Annotated in this window: 12 protein-coding genes; 10 read left to right on the top strand and 2 right to left on the bottom strand. The window is 61.0% G+C overall.

What is annotated here, in order from left to right:
• The 10 genes from RRB22_14935 to RRB22_14980 form a co-directional block, all read left to right on the top strand.
• Positions 1-189: hypothetical protein (locus RRB22_14935; GenBank protein MDT8385701.1), on the top strand; the 189-nt coding region annotated here is incomplete at its 5' end.
• On the top strand, positions 186-1,205 hold the full coding sequence (holA, locus tag RRB22_14940) for a DNA polymerase III subunit delta (protein ID MDT8385702.1): 1,020 nt from the start codon (positions 186-188) through the stop codon (positions 1,203-1,205). The genes RRB22_14935 and holA, both read left to right, overlap by 4 nt.
• Before the next feature lie 175 nt (positions 1,206-1,380).
• Complete coding sequence (locus tag RRB22_14945) at positions 1,381-2,637, top strand: glutamate-5-semialdehyde dehydrogenase (GenBank protein ID MDT8385703.1); 1,257 nt, start codon at positions 1,381-1,383, stop codon at positions 2,635-2,637.
• A 139-nt stretch (positions 2,638-2,776) separates the two neighbouring features.
• A complete protein-coding gene (nadD, locus tag RRB22_14950) occupies positions 2,777-3,454 on the top strand; it encodes a nicotinate-nucleotide adenylyltransferase (protein MDT8385704.1) in 678 nt (225 codons plus the stop codon).
• Positions 3,455-3,689: 235 nt separating this feature from the next.
• Positions 3,690-4,046, top strand: a complete 357-nt coding sequence (rsfS, locus tag RRB22_14955; protein MDT8385705.1) for a ribosome silencing factor — start codon at positions 3,690-3,692, stop codon at positions 4,044-4,046.
• Between the two features lie 35 nt (positions 4,047-4,081).
• A complete protein-coding gene (gene rlmH, locus RRB22_14960; GenBank protein ID MDT8385706.1) occupies positions 4,082-4,549 on the top strand; it encodes a 23S rRNA (pseudouridine(1915)-N(3))-methyltransferase RlmH in 468 nt (155 codons plus the stop codon).
• Positions 4,550-4,602: 53 nt separating this feature from the next.
• Positions 4,603-5,232, top strand: coding sequence for a nucleoside triphosphate pyrophosphatase (locus RRB22_14965; protein MDT8385707.1), 630 nt, complete (start codon positions 4,603-4,605; stop codon positions 5,230-5,232).
• A gap of 88 nt (positions 5,233-5,320) precedes the next feature.
• Positions 5,321-6,787, top strand: a complete 1,467-nt coding sequence (gene rng, locus RRB22_14970; protein MDT8385708.1) for a ribonuclease G — start codon at positions 5,321-5,323, stop codon at positions 6,785-6,787.
• Positions 6,788-6,875: 88 nt separating this feature from the next.
• The gene (locus RRB22_14975; GenBank protein MDT8385709.1) at positions 6,876-10,835 is read left to right on the top strand and encodes a YhdP family protein; all 3,960 of its coding nucleotides are present in this window, start codon (positions 6,876-6,878) and stop codon (positions 10,833-10,835) included.
• A gap of 103 nt (positions 10,836-10,938) precedes the next feature.
• Positions 10,939-11,763, top strand: a complete 825-nt coding sequence (locus tag RRB22_14980) for a carbon-nitrogen hydrolase family protein (GenBank protein MDT8385710.1) — start codon at positions 10,939-10,941, stop codon at positions 11,761-11,763.
• 188 nt (positions 11,764-11,951) lie between these two features.
• On the opposite strand, the gene yjgA is transcribed toward RRB22_14980, so the two are convergent.
• Positions 11,952-12,461, bottom strand: coding sequence for a ribosome biogenesis factor YjgA (gene yjgA, locus RRB22_14985; protein ID MDT8385711.1), 510 nt, complete (start codon positions 12,459-12,461; stop codon positions 11,952-11,954).
• 197 nt (positions 12,462-12,658) lie between these two features.
• Positions 12,659-16,504: a DUF3683 domain-containing protein gene (locus tag RRB22_14990; GenBank protein MDT8385712.1), complete on the bottom strand. Its 3,846-nt coding sequence runs from the start codon at positions 16,502-16,504 to the stop codon at positions 12,659-12,661.
• Between the last annotated feature and the right edge of the window lie 26 nt (positions 16,505-16,530).

Genomic DNA, 16,530 nt, shown 5'->3' on the forward strand with positions numbered 1-16,530 from the left:
CCCGAGACATCGGTGACCCTGAGTCGGGACCTGAGATTTGACGCCTCGGCGGTGCTGGCCACCGAGGGCGAAGAACGGCTGCTGAGGGCGGAGATGCGCCAGGAGGCGGTGTTGCAGATTCTGCGGCGGTTGCAGGCGGTCAGCCCGCCGGCGCCAGCGGCCGCGGTGGACACAACGGACGGGCAATGAGGCTGTATCCGGAGCGACTCGAGGCCCAGCTCAAACAGGGGCTGTTGCCGATCTACTTTTTCAGTGGCGACGAGCCCCTGCAACTGGGCGAGGCCGCCGATGCGGTGCGTCGGCAGGCCCGCGAACAGGGGTTTACCGAGCGCGAGGTGATCCACGCGGAGAAGGATTTCGACTGGAACGAGCTGGTGGTGGCGAGCAACGCCATGTCGCTGTTCGCCGAAAAGCGGGTCATCGACCTGCGCCTGCCCTCGGGCAAGCCCGGCAAGGACGGCGGCGCGGCGCTGGTGGAATATGCCCGCCGCCCGCCGGAGGATACGGTGCTGCTGATCAGCAGCGGCAAGGTGGACAAGCGCTCGCAAGCGGCCAAGTGGTTTCAGGCCCTGGACAAGATCGGCGGGACCCTGCAGGTGTGGCCGGTGGACGCGGCGGAGATGCCGCGCTGGCTGGATCAGCGCCTGCGCTCCCGCGGCCTGTTGCCGGACAAGGATGCGGTGCGGGTGATCGCCGAGCGGCTGGAGGGTAATCTGCTGGCGGCGGCGCAGGAGGTGGACAAGCTGCTGCTGCTCAATGGCGAGGGCGCGCTGTCCGCCGAGCAGGCGGAGGCGGCGGTGGCCGACAGTGCCCGCTTTGACGTGTTCGGGCTGGTGGATGTGGCGCTGGCCGGCGATGGGTCACGACTGGCGCGTATGCTGGACGGCCTGCGGGGCGAGGGGGTGGAGCCGATCCTGGTGCTGTGGGCGCTGACCCGCGAGCTGCGCAGTCTGGAGGAGATGGCGGCTCAGATCGAGGCAGGCAAGGACATGAACGGCATGTTGTCGCGGCTCTGGGACAAGCGCAAGGGGCCGGTGCGGGCGGGGTTACAGCGGCATAATCGGCTGCGCTGGCAACAGATGCTGCGCCGCGCTGCGCGGCTGGATCGGGTCATTAAGGGCGCGGCACCGGGCAATGCCTGGGATGAGTTGTTACAATTGACCCTGTTGATGGCCGGCGTACGGCTGTTTAGGGCCGGCGGCTAGGGCATTGCCGGGGCGCAGGTCTCGCCGCCCACTGGCGGTACCTCCTCTATATAGAGGATAGGATGTAGAGGATAGGGTGGGCAATGCCCACCGTCGTCACTGAAGCCAAATCATGCAGGTGGGCGATGCCCACCCTACAGGCTATTAATAGACACCCAACAATGGACCACAAATAATGGATATCAAAAACTACATGATCGAACTGGGCCGGCAGGCCCGCGCCGCCTCGCGTGATATGGCGCGCGCCAAGACCAGTGCAAAAAACGAGGCGCTGTTGCACATTGCCGACGCGATCATGGCTGCGCAGGATGAGCTGATCGCCGAGAATGCCAAGGATCTGGAACAGGGTAAAAAGGACGGGCTGGACGCGGCGATGCTGGATCGTCTGATGCTGGATGCCGGCCGCATCGCGGGAATGGCCGAAGGCCTGCGGCAGATCGCGGCGCTGCCCGATCCCGTCGGTGAGATCAGCGGTTTGAACTTCCGTCCTTCCGGTATTCAAGTGGGCAAGATGCGCGTGCCGCTGGGGGTGATCGGTATCATTTACGAATCGAGGCCGAATGTGACGGCCGACGCCGCTGGCCTGTGCCTGAAGTCGGGTAACGCCGCGATCCTGCGTGGCGGCTCCGAGGCCAGGTATTCCAATCTGGCCATCGCCGAGTGCATTCACGCCGGGCTGGAGCAGGCCGGCCTGGATGCACAGGCCGTGCAGGTGGTTGAGACCACCGACCGCGCCGCGGTGGGTGAGCTGATCACCATGCCGCAGTATGTGGACGTGATCGTGCCGCGCGGGGGCAAGGGGCTCATCGAGCGCATTTCCGCCGAGTCGCGGGTGCCGGTGATCAAACATCTGCACGGCGTGTGTCATGTGTATATTGATGGCAAGGCCGATCTCGATAAGGCGGTGGCCATCGCCTTCAACGCCAAGTGTCATCGTTACGGTGTGTGCAACGCCATGGAGACCCTGCTGGTCGATAGTGCCGTGGCCGCCGAGGTGTTACCGCGCCTGCAAGTCGAGTACGCCAGGGAAAATGTCGAGCTGCGCGGTTGTTTTCGCACCCGCGAAATTCTTGTGGGTATCAATTCCGCGACCGAGGAGGACTGGGACGAGGAATACCTTGCACCGATCCTCTCGATCCGTGTGGTGGACGGACTGGATGAGGCCATTGAGCATATCCACGAGCATGGTTCGGGACATACCGAGTCTATCGTCACCGAGGACTACACCCGGGCGCGGCGTTTCCTCGCCGAGGTGGATTCCAGCTCGGTGATGGTGAACGCCTCCACCCGCTTCGCCGACGGCTTCGAGTACGGGCTGGGCGCGGAGATCGGTATCAGCACCGACAAGATCCACGTCCGTGGACCGGTCGGCCTGGAAGGGCTCACCTCGCAGAAGTTCATCGTCCTGGGCGATGGGCAGATAAGGAAGTAGCAGATAAAGAAGTAGCAGATAAAAGAGAAAAGGGAAAAGATGAAAGTAATGAAAGACAAAAGCCCGGAAGTGCTTGCACGCGAGGCGCGCTATCTCACCGTGCCTGACTTTCCTCTTGCCCCTTTCCCCTGCCCTTAAAATGATCGGCATCTTCGGCGGCACCTTTGATCCCGTGCACTTCGGCCATCTGCGGCCGGCACTGGAGGTGAAACAGGCCTTGCGGCTGCGCGAGATGCGCCTGATTCCCGCGTTTGCGCCGCCCCACCGTGAGCCGCCGGTGGCCAACCCCGGCCAGCGCCTGACCATGCTGCGCGCGGCGGTCGGCGGCGAGGCGGATCTGCTGGTGGATAATCGCGAGATGCGGCGCGAGGGTGAATCCTTCATGGTGGACACGCTGGCTTCGCTGCGTGAGGAGCTGGGCGATGAGCCGCTGTGTCTGGTGCTGGGCGCGGATGCCTTTCTGCAGTTAGACAGCTGGCATCAGTGGGAGCGCCTTGCACAGCTTGCCCATATCGTGGTCATGCAGCGTCCCGGCTGGGTGCTGGATATTGATCAGGCCGGTGCCGGGGTACAGGCGCTGTGGCAGGCCGCGCATACCACGGAGCCGGCGGCGCTGGCGGCGCAGCCCGCCGGCAGGGTCATCCTGCAGACGGTGACGGCGCTGGATATCTCCGCCACCCGGATCCGCGCCCTGGTGGCCGCCGGCGACAGCCCCCGCTATCTGGTGCCGGACCCGGTGTGGAACCTGATCCGCCTGCATGGCCTGTATGGTTTTTCGGGGACGGCAAAAATGGCAGCGACAGAGTCAGCAAACTAGTGTTGCGAAGCGGAAATAGCGGAACAAATGCAACAGATGGATTTTTTGCCAGGCTAGGCGCAGACCCGCAGCCGTATGGGGTATACGGCAAGGGGCTGTAACGACGCATGGCGGAAAAAGACACTGTTTCATGTTTCGTTATTTCCGGTTCGCAACATTAAGTGTCCGGCCCCTGTAAAAAACAGGCCGTGGCAACAACCATAATCGTAACAACAGACGTAGCAGGATAAAGATAATGAAGGCAGACGAATTGGCCCAACTGGTTGTTGAGGCGCTGGATGATTCAAAGGCAGTGGATGTGCGGGTGGTCGATGTGCGCGGCAAAAGCAATATCACCGATATCATGGTGGTGGCGACCGGCACCTCAAGTCGGCATGTGAAATCACTGGCGGACAATGTGGTGGTCGAGGTCAAAAAGCAGGGTGTGCGGCCGCTGGGCGTTGAGGGCGAAGACATCGGTGAGTGGGTGCTGGTGGATCTGGGGGATGTGGTGGTACATGTGCTGCAGGCCGAAATGCGCGAGTTTTATCAGCTGGAGAAGCTGTGGGAAACCGAGCCGGCCAATCGCTCCAAATCATCCGGCGCGCAATAGCCGGTTTGCCGGTGTCCGCCGTTTAGGTCCCAGCCGTGCGCATGACACTGATCGCCGTGGGTACCCGCATGCCCGCCTGGGTGGAGCAGGGCTACGCGGAATATGCGCGCCGCCTGCCGGCGGATTGCGCCCTGCAACTGGTGGAAATCCCGGCGGGTAAACGCGGCAAGGGCGCGGACATCGCGCGCATCACCCAGCAGGAGGGCGAAAAGATGCTGGCCGCGGTGCCCAAGGGCGCCCGCATCGTCAGCCTGGAGGTGACCGGTCGGGCCTGGACCACCGAGGCCCTCGCCGCCGAGCTGGATGGCTGGCTGCACGATGGGCGTGATGTGGCGCTGCTGGTGGGCGGGCCGGAGGGGCTGTCGGCGGACTGTGTGGCGCAGGCCGAACAGCGCTGGTCGTTGTCGAACCTGACCCTGCCGCACCCCTTGGTGCGCATCGTGGTGGCCGAACAACTGTACCGGGCCTGGAGTGTGTTACAGAATCACCCCTATCACCGTTAGGCGGTGGGCAAGGCCCTATACTGGAAATAGTAATCATGACCGCAGCGCAGCCTCTGCCCGATATCTACCTGGCCTCCGCCTCTCCCCGCCGTCGCGAATTGCTGATGCAGATCGGCCTGCGTGTCGAACGTATTCCCCAGTCCGTGCCGGAACAGCAGCGCGCCGACGAATCTCCCGCCGCCTATGTGCAACGTCTGGCGCTGGAAAAGGCGCAGGCGGGGCTGGCGATGCTCGATGCAGGGCGCTGGCGGCCGGTGCTGGGATCCGATACGGCGGTGGTGCTGGATGTCGATGCCGCGGGTGGCAGGGGTAGTATCGTGCTGGGCAAGCCGGTGGACGAGGCGGACGCGCTGGCCATGCTCGGGCAACTGTCGGGACGCAGCCACCGGGTTTTGTCGGCGGTGGCCGTAGTGGGCAAAGACAATCTCGGGCAAGATAGGGCCGAGGTGTTGTTGAGCGAAAGTCGGGTGAGTTTCCGGGTGATCGATGAGGCGGAACGCCGCGCCTACTGGCGCACGGGCGAACCGGCGGACAAGGCCGGCGCCTACGGTATTCAGGGTCTGGCGGCGCTGTTTATTGAGCGGCTGGAGGGCAGCTATTCCGGGGTGATGGGCCTGCCGCTGTTTGAGACGGGCGAGCTGCTGCGGCGGTTTGGCATGGACGTTCTGCGGGAGCGTCGTTGATTTATCAGGAGTTCATCAGGCGTTCATCAGGAACTCATCAAGGCAGACCGCCACTGGCTCATTACGATTGAAAGGTTGATAAAAGATTATGAGCGAAGAAATTTTAATCAATGTCACGCCGCGTGAAACCCGCGTGGCGATGGTGGAAAACGGGGTGCTGCAGGAAATCTTTATCGAGCGCACCAGTCGGCGCGGCATGGTGGGCAATATCTATCGCGGCAAGGTGGTGCGCGTATTGCCGGGCATGCAGGCGGCCTTTATCGACATCGGCCTGGAGCGCACGGCATTTTTGCACGCCTCCGATATCGCGGTTAAGAATGGCGATGGCGGCACCAGCAACAAATCGAATGACAATATCCAGGAGCTGCTGCATCAGGGCCAGGACCTGCTGGTGCAGGTGGTGAAAGATCCGCTGGGCACCAAGGGCGCCCGGCTGACGACCCATCTTTCGGTGGCGGCGCGGTTTCTGGTGTTTATGCCGGGCGAGTCGCATATCGGCATCTCGCAGAAGATCGAGGCCGATGCGGAGCGGCAGCGCCTGCGCGATGTGCTCAGCGCTCTGGCCGAAGAGCTGGGCGGCGGTGGTTATATCGTGCGTACCGTCGCCGAGGGGGTGAGTGAGAAGGAGATTCGCGCCGACGTGGCCTTCCTGCACAAGACCTGGGCGGAGATTCAGGAGCGCGCCAGTGAATGTTCGCCGGGCCAGCTGGTGTACGGGGATCTGTCGCTGGTGATGCGCACCATGCGTGACCATGTTGATGCCGGGGTGGAGAAGGTGCGCATCGATTCGCGTGAAAATTATGACAAGGCCAGCAAGTTCGCCCGAAAATTTATTCCCGAGCTGGCCGATCGCATTGAGTATTATCCGGGCGAGCGCCCGATCTTTGACCTGTATGGCATCGAGGATGAAATCCAGAAGGCGCTGGGACGCAAGGTGCAACTCAAATCCGGCGGCTACCTGATTGTGGATCAGACCGAGGCGCTGACGACCATCGATGTGAATACCGGCGCCTTTGTCGGCCACCGGAATCTGGAAGAGACCATCTTCAAAACCAATCTGGAGGCCACGGTCACCATCGCCCGTCAGCTGCGGCTGCGCAATCTGGGAGGCATCATCATTATCGATTTTATCGACATGTCGGATGCCTCACACCGTGAGCAGGTGATGCGCGCGCTGGAAAAGAGTCTGGAACGTGACAAGGCCAAGAGTCACATTTGCGATGTGTCTGGGCTGGGCCTGGTGGAGATGACCCGCAAGCGCACCCGTGAAAGTCTGGAACATGTGCTGTGTGAACCCTGTCCTTGCTGTGAAGGCCGAGGCTCGGTGCGCACCGCGGAGACGGTGTGTTATGAGGTGTTTCGCGAACTGCTGCGCGAGGCGCGTCAATATGAGCCGCAACAGTTCCTGGTGCTGGCCTCGACCGAGGTGATCGACTTAATGTTAGATGAGGAGTCTGCCAGCGTTGCCGAGCTGGAGGAATTTATCGGCCGCCCCATCCGTTTTCAGGTGGAGACCCTGTACACCCAGGAACAATTTGATGTGGTGCTGATGTGATAGTGATGAATGCCATGCCGTTAAATTCAAAAACCGGGAGTCTGGCGGTCTGCGGGCGGCGGACTTCCGGTCCTACTGTCGGTTAGTCGTGTCGCTGAGCCCGGTTGGTCGATTTTCCCGCTCTGTATGGGCAAGCGCGTGGTACGCGTTTGCCGCCGTCGCGGTATTGCTGGCGACCGGTTTTGCTCTCGCTCGTCTGCTGCTGCCCTTTGCAGAGCAGTACAACACCGAACTCAGTCAGTACTTCGGCGACAGACTGGGCCAGCCGGTGCGAATGCGGAGCCTGGATGCCGAATGGCATGGCTGGGGTCCGTCGCTGGTGTTGCAGGATGTGGCCCTGCTCGATGCCGGGGGCCAGCAGCCGGTGGTACGGCTCGACAAGATCCTGTTGGGTCTGGATCTGCTGACATCGCTGCGCCAATGGCAGCCGGTGTTTTCAAATATCACCCTGGTGGGTGTGGATCTGGTGCTGGCGCGTAATGCGCAGGGCCAGTTTTCGGTGGCAGGTCTTGCCGGACAGGCGACGGCCGAGGACGCGGCGCGACGATCCGCGGAGGCCGCCCCGTTTATGGCCTGGCTGTTTTCACAGGGGCGGGTCAGTCTTGAAAACAGCAACATCACCTGGCATGACGAAATGGGCGCCGGCAACAGCATGCATTTCTCGTCGGTCAATCTCAGCTTGCAGAATGACGGTGACCGGCATCAGCTGGATGCCTCCGTGAGCCTGTCGCGGAATCTCGGCAAATCCTTGCAGCTACGCGTGGATATGTGGGGCGATCCGCTATCCCCCAACGGACGGCGCACCCGCTTGTATGTGTCGGGTGAACATGTGCGCCTGGCGGAACTGTTTGAGGCGCAGCGCCTGGGCGAGGTGGATGTCTCGATCAAGAGCGCAGGCTTCCAGGTGTGGGGGCAGTGGCAGGAGGGTGTGCTGCAGCGCCTGAGCGGCGACATCGAGGCGGCGGGTCTGGCGTTGCGTTCCAGCAGGGTTTCTGCTGCACCGCAGAGTCTGTTGCTGGATCGTATGGCGGGCACCTTTGCCTGGCAGCGCACCGCACAGGGCTGGCAGTTTGAGGGCGACGAGCTGATGCTGGCGCGCGAGACCCGGAAATGGCAGCCTGCGCGGCTATCGCTACAGTATGCGCAGCGGGACGGTGCCGCGCCGACACTCGACGCCGCCGTCAGCTATCTGCAGTTGGAAGATATCGCGGAATTGTTGACGCTGTTTGCCGTGGGTGGCGAGCGTCTGGAGCAGCCCTTGCAGGCCATCCGGCCGCGCGGCGAGATCAGTCACGCGATTCTGCACTGGCAAGGGGGTGAGGCGACGCAATACCAGGCCTATGCCACCCTGCGCGGCGCGACGGTCGAGGCCTGGCGACACATTCCAGCGGCGGTAAATGTGGAGGGACAGCTGTGGCTGGACTCGATGGGTGGACAGGTTGCCTTGCAGCATGCCGCCGTGACGCTGGATTTTCCCACGCTGTTTCGCTGGCCGCTGTCGGTGAACGAGCTGCGCGGGCACGTTGCCTGGGAGGTGGAGGATGAACAGTGGCGCGTCGCGGGCCGTAACCTGCAGGCCAGCAATGCGGATGTGACGGCATCGGCGACACTGGATGTGATCAGGCACGCGCACCGTGACTCACCCTTTATGTCGCTGGTGGTGGACTTTCAGGACGGTGATGGCAGTCAGGTCGCGCACTATCTGCCGGCGGGCATCATGTCAGCCGCCACCGTTGCGTGGCTGGATGAGGCCTTCGTCAGTGCGCGGATTGTTTCAGGGGGCTCGGTGTTTCACGGCTACCTGGCGGATTTTCCGTTTGATGACGGGCAGGGAAAATTTGCGGTGGAGTTTGCCGTGGACAACGCCAGCCTGAATTACGCTGATGCCTGGCCGCCGATCACAGGCATCAGTGCCGATGTGCGCTTCGAAGGCCGCGGCATGTTTGTGGAGATGCATCGCGGCACGATTTTTTCTAACCAGATTCAGTGGGCGAAGATCGGCATTGAGAATATGACCGTCAAGCCCCTGCTGCTGAGCGTTGATGGTGAGGTGAGCGGCGACACCCAGGAAAAGCTCGATTATCTGGTGGCGAGTCCACCGCTGTATGCGGCGTTTGGTCAGCATCTGCAGCAGATGAACGCCAGCGGCGACAGCGTGTTACAACTGGATCTGGATTTGCCCATCGGTGGTGGTGATGAGTTGAAGGTCAAGGGCTGGGTCGATCTGCAGGAAAACACCCTGACCATACCGCCCCTGGGGCAAGTGCTGACGGCGGTGGAGGGTCGCCTGCATTTTTTCCAGGATGGCCTGCTGGCCGAAAACATCCAGGCCGAATTGCTGGGCCAGCCCACACGGATCGATATTGCCACGCAGGAACTGGGTGCGTCACGCAAGCTGCGCATCAAGGCGGGTGGACCGTTTGCTGCGTCGGATCTCGCCGCGCGCTATGTGCCGCTGCTGGATGACCTGCTCACGGGTAACGGTCAGTGGGATGTGGTGTTTGATATTCCGGTGCGTGAAAGGGAAAAGCCCCGCCCGCTCGGCGACAGTGATGCGGCGCGTTCACCGTCAGCACCTGAATCGGCCGCCAGCCTGTACGTGAAGGCGGATTTGAAAGACGTGGCCGCGCGCCTGCCACAGCCCTTCGATAAGGATGCGGGGGAGGCGGCCGGTCTGGAGTTGCGCATCGTGTTTGCGCCTGAGCAGGTGCCGGTGATGCGGGTCAGTTATGCGGGTTTTGTTGATACGGTTCTGACCCTGGGCGGCATGACCGCGGCGGATGACCTCCGTGCCGAGGTCCGTTTTAATGCGGGGTCGGCGGTGCTGCCGGATGCACCGGGCGTGCAGCTCAGTGGCTGGCTGGATACGGTGTCCCTGGACGAGTGGCGAAACCTCCTGTTGTCGCGGGCTTCGCCACCGTCCTCAGGCCAAAGCCCCCGACAGGATGCGGAACCGGACGTTGTCAGTGGTGGAGGCCAATGGTGGCTGCGCTCGGCGGATGTCGCGGCGCGGGTGTTCGAGGCCTATGGCCAGCAGCTGCATAATGCACGCGTGGAGGTGCGCACGGAGGATGCTGCCTGGACGGCGCAGGTCGAGGCGAAGGAGCTGAAGGGGAATTTCATCATTCCTTACGATCGGCAGAAATGGCCTGTCTCGGCAGACCTTGCCTATTGTTACCTGGAAAAGCTGGAGGTGGGCGGGGCGGCGACGGATCCGCGGGCAGTGCCGGCGCTGGATATTCGTGTCGATGATTTCCGGTTTCAGAATAGCCGCTTTGGAAAATTGCGCCTGGAGACCACCCGGGTCGCCGATGGGCTGCGCATCGAGCAGCTGGTGTTGCGGCCGCAGGCGACGACGGTGACGGCGCGCGGCGGCTGGTACATCCGCGGCAACCAGCAGCAGTCCAACATGACGATGCATCTGGAAAGCTCGAACATAGGCCGCACGCTGAAGGCGCTGGATTATGTGGGCGGCATCGATAAGGGTGAGGGGGTGGTCGATCTGGGGCTGGCCTGGCCGGGCTCCCTGTTTGATCTTGATGCGCAGCGAATCCGCGGCCACCTGACCCTGGCGTTCAAAAATGGCTATGTGCTGGATGTGGATCCGGGTGCCGGTCGGATGTTCGGCATGCTGAGTATTCAGACGCTGCCACGGCGACTGATGCTGGATTTTTCCGATGTGTTTAAAAAGGGTTTCAGTTTTGATCGTATCAGGGGCAGTTTCCAGATCGAGGGCGGCGATGCCTACACCAACAATCTTTATATGGAAGGGCCGGCGGCGCGTGTCGAGATTGCGGGCCGTACCGGCCTGGCGCAGCAGGACTATGACCAGTTAGTCACCGTCACGCCACATGTGGCGGATACGCTGCCGGTGCTGGGATTTCTCACCGCAACACCGCAGGTGGGGGCGGCGATCCTGGCTTTTCAGAAGCTGTTTCAGCCGAACATCGATGATGTGACACGCAATCAGTACACCATTACGGGTAGCTGGAATGCGCCGCAGATTGACAAGGTAAAAACCGCCAGGCCTGTTGCTGAGGGCGAATAGCGGCAATTAGGCGGGCCTGCAAACTGTCGAGAAAGCGGTTGAGGTGCTATGCTTTCGCGCCATAGCGCAGGTCGATAAATAGAAAACAGATTCAGGAAATCCAATGGCAAAAATCGCTGCAGTGCAAATGGCTTCCGGGCCGAACGTAAACGCAAACCTGATTGAGGCCGGGCGTTTGATCGCCATGGCGGCCGGGGCCGGCGCCCAGCTGGTGGTCTTGCCGGAGAATTTCGCCATTATGGGTATGTCGGAAACGGATAAGGTTAAGGTGCGCGAGGCCGACGGTCAGGGCCCGATCCAGGATTTTCTGGCCGCGCAGGCGAGCAAGCACGGGCTGTGGATCGTGGGCGGCACCGTTCCCCTGATTGCGGATGCGGCCAATAAGGTGCGTGGCGCCTCCCTGCTGTTCGATGACAAGGGTCAGCGTGTGGCCCGTTACGACAAAATCCATCTGTTTGATGTGGTGCTGCCGGCGAGTGGCGAGAATTATGTCGAGTCGGAAACCATCGAGAACGGCGAGCAGGTGATTGTGGTGGATACGCCCTTCGGCCGCCTGGGTCTGAGCGTGTGTTACGACCTGCGTTTTCCCGGTCTCTTCCGGCGCATGCTGGACAAGGGAGTGGAGATCATCGCCCTGCCTGCGGCATTCACCGCCATCACCGGCCGCGCCCACTGGGAAGTGCTGGTGCGGGCCCGGGCAGTGGAAAATTTATGTTATGTGATCGCGGCGGCGCAGGGTGGTTATCACGTCAATGGGCGGGAAACCTACGGCGACAGCATGATTGTTGATCCCTGGGGGGTGGTGCTGGATCGATTGCCCAGCGGTTCGGGTTTTGTGCTTGCGGAGACGGATCCCGCCTACCAGAAATCGGTGCGGCTCAATTTTCCGGTGCTGGAGCATCGCAAGATAAAGTGTTCGATGAGCTGAGCAGACGCTCAGAGCCTGTGAAAAATTCGACGGCCGTAGCGAGGGCGTCGATTTGCGAGCGAAACAAGGCGCGCTACGTGAAAACAAGGGAGTTTGGTGGACCAAATGACCGCCGTTTTCACGTAGCGCAACGCCGTTGCAGCCGCAAAGCGGCGCCCGCAGTAGGCTGGCGATTTTTTCACAGGCTCTCAGGCCTCGTCCTGCAGGTCCCGCAAATATTTGAACAGTGACCGCGCCGACTTCGGCGCCCTGTTTTCCTGCATCTCCTTCTTGGCATTACGGATCAGCTGCCGCAGATATTGCCGGTCGGCCGCGGGAAATTCTGTCAGTAAACGTTCCAGCGCCGCATCTCCCTGCGTCAGCAGGTCGTCACGCCAGCGCTCGATATGATGCAGGTTGGCGGCGGCCTGTTTTGAATGTCCTTCAAGCGTGTCCACCTGCTGGCGAATCTGCTCGGCATCCACCGTTCGCATCAGTTTGCCGATAAATTGCAGCTGACGTTTGTGCGCCCCGTGTTGGGTAATGCGCCGGCCTTCAAGCACGGCGTCATGCAGGGTTTCCGGCAGCTCGATCTTGGCAAACTGCTCCTTGGGGAGGTTGACCAGCACCTCGCCGAGTGCGAGCAATTCATGCATCTCCCGCTTGACCTGGGATTTGCTCTTTTCGCGCTCTTCGATGTTGTCGTCGTCTTCGTACATGGTGGCTAAGGGTACTGGTTCATGGTGTGCGTTTACAAGATGAATATGTGCCTGGGTACGATTATCGATAAGGCCTGGCCGCAGCTCTGGCAAAAGGTGTTGGCGGGTGGCCAGGTGTCGGTATCACCACCCGGCTTATGCGTAACGAGATGCTTTGGCGCAGGGATCTGGCGCGATGTTGATCTTGCCGGCGGTGCTTACAACAAGACCCGTTCAATTCCGCCCGATTTTATTTTCGCCGTAAACTGTTGCTGCCAGTCCTCGCCGAGCAGGCCCTTGGCCAGCTCAACGACAATATAGTCCACCTCAAGACCCGTATCTTCTTTATAACGCGACAGCCCCTGTTGACAGGCCGGGCAGGAGGTCAGCATTTTGACATTGCCGGCCTTTGCGGTTGGTGCGCCGGTAAGCTGTTCGATACCCGCCTGGAGCTGCTCCTGTTTGCGAAAGCGCAATTGGGTGGCGATATCGGGGCGTGACACCGCAAAGGTGCCGGCCTCGCCGCAACAGCGATCCGAGTCCAGCACGCCTTTGCCCAACAGTGTGGAGGCGACCTTGATGGGCGCATAGGTCTTCATCGGGCTGTGGCAGGGGTCGTGATACAGATACTGCGTGCCGCCCGTCGTCGCGCTGTCCAGGGTGATGCCTTTTTCCATCAGGTATTCGTGGATGTCCAGCAGGCGACAGCCGGGGAATATCTGCTGGAAGCGGTATTTCTGCAGCTGGTCCATGCAGGTGCCGCAGGACACGATCACCGTTTTGATGTCCATGTAATTGAGCGTGTTGGCCAGCCGGTGAAACAGCACCTGATTATTGACCGAGATCTGCTGCCCCTTCTGGGTATCGCCCCCCGATGTCTGCGGGTAGCCGCAACAGAGGTAACCGGGTGGTAATACCGTTTGGGTGCCGACCCGGTACAGCATGGCAAGCGTCGCCATGCCGATCTGGCTGAACAGGCGTTCCGAGCCACAGCCGGGAAAATAGAACACCGCATCACTCTGCTCGTTGGTGTTGGCGGGGTCACGCAGGATGGGGACGTTTTTGTCGTCCTCCAGTGCCAGCAACTGGCGCATGGTCTGCGCCGGCAGTTTGGGCGGCAGGGGTTTGCTGACAAAATTGACGATCTGCGTGCGGGTGGTCATTTTTCCGGTGGTGGCGACAGGCCGCGATTTCTGGCGGCCCAGTTTGAGTTTTTTCGCCCACTGGTAGGCCAGGTTCTGGCCGCGGAAGCCCCACTTCAGCAGGGTGTTGTACATCAGGTTGATGGTGCGTGGATCGGTGGCGTTAAGGTAGGCCATCGAGGCGCGGGTGCTGAGGTTGCTGCGCTTTTTGCCGAAGGATTTGAGCAGGCTGCGCATGCGAATCGAGACGTCGCCGAAATCGATATCGACCGGGCAGGGCGCGAGACATTTGTGACACACGGTGCAGTGATCGGCGATATCGTTCATTTCGTCGAAGTGACGCAGGGAGATGCCGCGACGCGTCTGCTCCTCATACAGAAAAGCTTCAATGATGAGTCCCGTGGCAAGAATCTTGTTGCGGGGCGAATACAATAGATTGGCGCGCGGGATATGCGTGGTGCAAACCGGTTTGCATTTTCCGCAGCGCACGCAGTCCTTGATGTCATCATTAAGCGCGCCCAGCTCGCTGGCCTCAAGGATCAGCGCCTCCTGCTGCAATAGTCGCAACGAAGGCGTGTAGGCATTGCCAAGGCCGGAACCCGCCAGCAGTTTGCCGGGATTAAAATGCTGTTGTGGATCGACCTGCTGTTTGTAACGGGTGAAGGCGGTGATGGTGGCCTGATCCAGAAACTGCATTTTGGTAATGCCGATGCCGTGTTCGCCAGAGATCACGCCGCCGAGGTTTTCGGCAATGCCCATGATGCGTTCGACCACGTTTTCGGCCTCCTGCAGCATGTGGTAATCGTTGGAATGCACCGGGATATTGGTGTGCACGTTGCCATCACCGGCGTGCATGTGAGTGGCGACGAAGAGGCGGGAGCTGCGGATGTCCTGGTGAATGGCGTCCAGCCTGTCACGCACGCTAGAGAGTTCGCGGTCGTTGAAAATCTGTTTCAGCGGGCGTTCGACTTCACTGCGGTACGAGATGCGAAGGTCGCGGCGCTGCATGAGATGAAACAGTGTTTCGCCCGGCTGAACCTTTTCCCGGATGACGGAATCGAGGCTGTCGAGCAGCTGCTGGTGCATGTTGGCGGAGTCATCAAGGTGTTCAAGAATACAGGTCCAGCGTTGCTGCATGGCCTGTAAATGTTCTTGCGCGGCGGCCCTTTTCGCCGCAAAGATGGCGCTGATCTCTTCGTTGAGCGCCTTGCCCGATTCGCTGTCAATGATTGGCTGTTTGCTCAGGTCGCTATCGAGATAATCCAGTACGCTGTCAATCATCCGCAATTTATTGCGGGTGGAATATTCAATATTGATCCGTTCGATGGCTTCGTTGTAATCGGCCAGCCGATCCAGGGGAATAACAACATCTTCATTTATTTTGAAGGCGTTGGTGTGGGCTGCAATGGCTGCCGTACGGGCGCGGTCTAACCAGAAGCGGTGACGGGCCTCGGGACTTACCGCGATAAAACCCTCAGCACCGCGAGCGTTGGCCATGCGCACGATCATCGAGGCGGCTTCGGCAACGCTGTCTTCATCATCGCCGGCGACATCGATCACCAGTACCATTTTCGGATTTTCGGCGCGCGGCGCCTTGGTGCTGTATTTGACGGCCCGTACGTAACGCTCATCCAGGTGCTCCATGCCGGCCAGCTGCACGTCTGGCAGGGCGTCGAGATAGTCCTTGGTTTCGACGATGGCGGGTACCGCGCGGCGCAGATCGGCACCAAAAAACTCCAGGCAAACGGTACGAATGTGTTGCGGCATCTTATGCAGGATAAAAACGGCCGAGGTAATGAGGCCGTCGCAGCCCTCTTTTTGCACGCCGGGCAGCCCACCGAGAAATTTGTTGGTGACGTCCTTACCCAGTCCCTGTTTGCGTAATTCGGTGCCGGGAATACGCAGGATTTCGGTCTCGCCAGTGGGCGTATTGGCATCGGATTCGAAGTGGGTGACGCGAAAAACGGCCTCGGCCTGATCGTGGATCTTGCCGAGGTTGTGTCTGAGGCGTTCGACTTCGAGCCAGTGGCCGTCCGGCATCACCATGCGCCAGGAAAGCAGGTTGTCCAGCGTGGTGCCCCACAGCACGGCCTTTTTGCCGCCGGCATTCATGGCAATGTTGCCGCCGATGCAGGAGGCATCCTGTGATGTGGGGTCGACGGCGAACACGTAGCCACGGGCCTCGGCGGCCTCTGCGACACGCCGGGTAACGACACCAGCCTCGACGCGGATGGTCGGCACCTCGCGGTCAATGTCGGCAATTCGTTGCAGCGTAACGGGGCCCAGGGCGTCCAGCTTTTCCGTGTTGATGACGGCGCAATGCCGTTGCAGTGGCACCGCCCCGCCGGTGTAGCCGGTGCCGCCCCCGCGGGGAATGATGCCGATGCCGATTTCCACGCAGGCCTGCACCACCGCGGCCATTTCGGCCTCGGTATCCGGCGTCAGCACTACAAAGGGGTATTCGACCCGCCAGTCGGAGGCATCGGTGACATGGCTGACCTTGGCGAGCCCGCCAAAATCGATATTATCGGCGCGGGTGATGCGGGACAGCCGCTGCTGGGTCCTGCGCCGCAGGTCCTGCTCGGTGGCGAATTCACTTTCGAAGCTGCGAATTGCGGTTTGCGCGGCATTAACCAGGGCGATGGCCCGCGGGTTTTTGTCGGCCCGCGCGATGATCTGCTCGAGCCGATGATGCAGGGCATGGATCAGCGAAGCGCGCCGTTTGGGGTTTTGCAGCAGGTCATCCTGAATAAAGGGGTTGCGTGAGACCACCCAAAGGTCGCCCAGCACCTCGAACAGCATCCGTGCCGAGCGGCCGGTGCGCCGGGATCCGCGTAATTGGTTGAGGGTGTCCCACTGGGCCTCCCCCAGAAATCGAATCACGATTTCCCGGTCGGAAAAGGAGGTGTAGTTGTATGGAATCTCGCGAACCCGGGAAGTGTTGGCTG

It is taken from the genome of Gammaproteobacteria bacterium (genome assembly GCA_032250735.1).
Classification (GTDB): Bacteria; Pseudomonadota; Gammaproteobacteria; order SZUA-152; family SZUA-152; genus SZUA-152.